Annotated in this window: 4 protein-coding genes; all 4 read left to right on the forward strand. The window is 65.6% G+C overall.

Annotated features, from left to right (window positions below; genetic code table 11):
* Positions 1 to 273: 273 nt before the first annotated feature.
* Entirely contained in the window at positions 274 to 1206 is a 933-nt protein-coding gene (locus tag AC1DY5_RS47175) for a LysR substrate-binding domain-containing protein (protein ID WP_478121263.1), read from the forward strand.
* Positions 1203 to 2207, forward strand: a complete 1005-nt coding sequence (locus AC1DY5_RS47180; protein ID WP_478121264.1) for a tripartite tricarboxylate transporter substrate binding protein — start codon at positions 1203 to 1205, stop codon at positions 2205 to 2207. The genes AC1DY5_RS47175 and AC1DY5_RS47180 overlap by 4 nt, the downstream gene beginning before the upstream one ends.
* 292 nt (positions 2208 to 2499) lie before the next feature.
* Positions 2500 to 3156 carry a TetR/AcrR family transcriptional regulator gene (locus AC1DY5_RS47185; protein ID WP_478121265.1) on the forward strand — a complete coding sequence of 219 codons (657 nt, stop codon included), beginning with the start codon at positions 2500 to 2502 and terminating at the stop codon, positions 3154 to 3156.
* Positions 3157 to 3222: 66 nt separating this feature from the next.
* A partial coding sequence (locus AC1DY5_RS47190; RefSeq protein ID WP_478121266.1) for a VOC family protein occupies positions 3223 to 3586 on the forward strand: 364 nt, incomplete at its 3' end.

The following is a 3586-nucleotide window of genomic DNA, read 5'->3' on the forward strand; positions in this document are numbered from 1 at the left end:
CGGCAGGGCGGCGAAGCCGTTACCGCTGCCGCCGCCGCACGCGGTCAGACCGGTCAGGAGCGAAGTCAGACAGAGCACCGCGGCGGCGCGCCTGGCGCGTGGGAAGAGGGCTGTGCGGCAAACGAGGAGCGATGAGCGCATGGATTTGTCTCCGGAGAACGCGGCCTTCGGAGRCCGACTCATGGTGGGGGCCGACGATATGAGCGTGGGTGACCTGGCGTCAAATAAAATGAAATGGCACTTTCGATACGAAAAAAATATGGAGACAAGTCCATGGACATGAGATCGCTGCGCTATTTCACGGCCGTTGCCGAGACCGGCCACATGACCCGTGCCGCCGAGTGCCTGGGCATCCAGCAGCCGCCGCTGAGCCAGCAGATCAAGGCGCTGGAGYGCGAGTTGGGTGTGCAGCTGTTCCGGCGCCATCCGCGCGGCGTCGCGCTCACTGACGCGGGGCGGCTGTTCCAGGCGGAGGCGACCCGGCTGCTGGATGACATGGAGGCCATGCGCTTGCGCATGAAGCGGGTCGCTGAAGGACAGGCCGGTGTGCTGCGGGTGGGCTTCACCAGTTCCGCGGCTGCGCATCGCTTCGTGCCAGATGCGCTGCGCGCCTTCCGCCATGCTCATCCGTGCGTGCAACTGCAGCTGCGAGAGGCCAACGCGGCCGAACTCACCGAGGCGCTGGCCGCGGGACGGCTGCAGGCCGCGCTGCTGCGGGTGCCCGTGGTGCGGCCGGTCGGCCTGGTGTTCGATACCCTGCTGCGCGAACCGGTGGTGGCGGCGCTGCCGGCCGACCACCCGTGGTCAGCGGCAACTTCGGCGGCCCGCACACCGGCTTCGCGCCGCCATCTGCGCGCACTCACGCTCGCACAGTTGTGCGAGGACAGCATCATCCTGGTGCGACGGCCGGGCGCGCCCGGACTGTACGCTGACCTTCTCGCGCTCTGCCACGCTCAGGGCCTGTTGCCGCGCGTGGTGGCTGAGGTGGATCGCATGATGACCAACCTCAATCTGGTGGCGGCCGGGGTGGGCGTGTCGGTGGTGCCGGCCTCGATGGCTGGAGTGCACTCGCACGCGATCACCTACGCCCCGCTGGCCGGCTGCGATGCATTGGATGCACCGCTCACGCTGGTGTGGCGCGAGAGCGAGGACAATCTGCCCGCGCAACAATTCGTCGCGCTTCTGCGTGCGCGCTCAGTCGCATGACGCTGCGGCGGCGCGAACTCTTGACCCAGGGGCTGGGCGCTGCGGCGCTGGCCGGTTTCGCATGCGCCCACGCCGAGTCCAGGTCACCATCGCGCGAGCGCGCGTGGCCGACCCGGCCGCTGCGGCTGATCTTGGTCTATCCGCCCGGCGGCGTGAGCGATGCCATGGCACGGGCGCTGGCTGAGCCGCTGGCGCATGCGCTCGGCGTACCGGTGCTGGTGGAGCACCGGCCTGGCGCGGGCGGCAGTGTGGGCATCGAAGCGCTCGCGCGTGCCGAACCCGATGGCCACACCTTGGCCTTCTCGGCGATCAGTCCCTTGACGCTTCATCCCTTGATTGCGCATGGGGCCCGCGACCCGTTGCATGCRGTGCTGCCGGTGGTCAGCGTGATGCGCACGCCGGTGCTGGTGGTGGGCACGCCGGCCTTCGAGGGGCGGCGTTTCGAGGACGTGGTGACGCTGGCGCGCGCCCGGCCCGGCGCGGTGAGATGGGCCAGTTCGGGCGTTGCGACAATGGGCCACCTGGTGCTCGTGCAGGTGCGCGTGCTCAGTGGCGTGGATATCACGCACATTCCGTATCAGGGAGGCGGGCCGCAACTCAACGATGCGCTGAGCGGGCAGTTCGAAGTTCTGTCGACCAACGTGGCCGCACAGCAGCTGCGCCATATTGCCGACGGTCGACTGCGAGCGCTTGCAGTGGGCGCACCGGTTCGGCTGCCTGCACTGCCCCAGGTACCTACCTTGGCCGAACTGGGCTTCGCGCCGGCCAACCGCGATTCGTTGTTCGGCATCTTCGTGCCAGCGCGCACACCACATCGGATCGTGCATCGGCTCAATGCCGAGATCAACCGCCTGCTGATCGAACCGACCGTGAGGGCACGGCTGCAGGAGGCAAACAACCTGCCAGCCGGCGGTGGCGTCGAAGACTTCATGTCCGGGATCACGCTGGAACGCGATCGAAACAGCGCCCTCGTGGCGATCGACCCGCGCGTGTTCGATTGATCCAGGCTGGGTGCCGCGGTCGTGCGCCGGGCCTTCCGGGCAGGGCTTGCCTCTCCCGTGGACAAGGCGGCAGCACCTGCGACCATTGCAGTCGCATCAACGCTTCGCAAGCGGTGAAACCGACCAGGGCCAGGTACAGCATGGGCTTTTCCTGGACGGGCGTCTTGGCGTACAAAGCCCGCCGTTCGCCGTTTCATAACCTTGATCTGCTTTGCATGAGGTATCAAATGATCAATAAATTGGCAGAATCCCACGGCACATGACCCAAAAGAAGTCTCCAGCCCATCTCTCCGTGTCCGCTGCCCTGGACGCCCAGCCTCCGCGCCGGCGTCTGGCGCCGGAAGATCGGGAGCACCAGATTCTCCAGGCGGCCACGGCTTTTTTTGCCCGCAAGGGCTTCGACGCCAGCACGCGCGATCTGGCACGTGAACTCGGGATCACCCAGCCGCTGCTCTATCGCTACTTCCCGACCAAGGAGGCGTTGATCGACAGGGTGTACGAGGACGTTTTCACCCGCCGCTGGAATCCCGAGTGGGAAGAATGGCTGGCGGACAGGTCGGTGCCGTTCGCGGATCGGCTGCGACGCTATCTGAAGGACTACGCGCGCTTCGTTCTTCGGGGCGAGTGGGTGCGAATCTTCATCTATGCCGGCCTGAGTCGAGGCGGCATCAATCAGAAATACCTGGCCCGCCTGCGCGAGCGCCACTTCATGGTCATCGCCCGCGAGTTGCGTCACAGCTACAAAATCCCCGAACCGCGCGATGCGCAGGAGGAAGATGAGGAAGTCGAGTTGATCTGGGCCATGCACTCCAGCGTCTTCTACATTGGCGTGCGCAAGTGGGTCTACGAATTGCCGACGCCGAAGAATCTCGATCGGTTGATCGACATGCGTGTCGACGCCTTCATTGCCGGCGTTCCTGTCGTGCTGAGGGCACAGCGCCACCGCTGAGCGGCGAGATGCCGTGCAGCGAGGCGCATCTTGCAGCTTTGCCCGGAGTAGTCCATTATTTATCCATTGATAACTGATAGACTAGGGAAGCTGCATGGGATCACCAAGCTGGCGCATTTCTCCGTCCGTACGACGACGCTGGATGCGTCCCTCAAGTTCTACACGGGTGTCCTTGGATTCAAGAAAGGCTTCAGGCCGCCCTTCAAATTCCCGGGAGCGTGGCTTTACCGCGGCGGCGACGAGGCCGACTACGGCGTGGTCCACCTGATCGGGATCGATCGCCACGATCCCCCGGGTTTGGTCGACTCCCTCGGTGAAAAGGGTGAAGAAGTCCTGCACGGCAGCGCCGCCGTCGTTCACCTTGCGGTCCTGGCGACGGATCTGATCGGCATGCATGAGCGTCTGCGTGGCGCGAGCCTGGCTTTCCACG

The organism is Variovorax sp. P4_D9 (assembly GCF_056401695.1).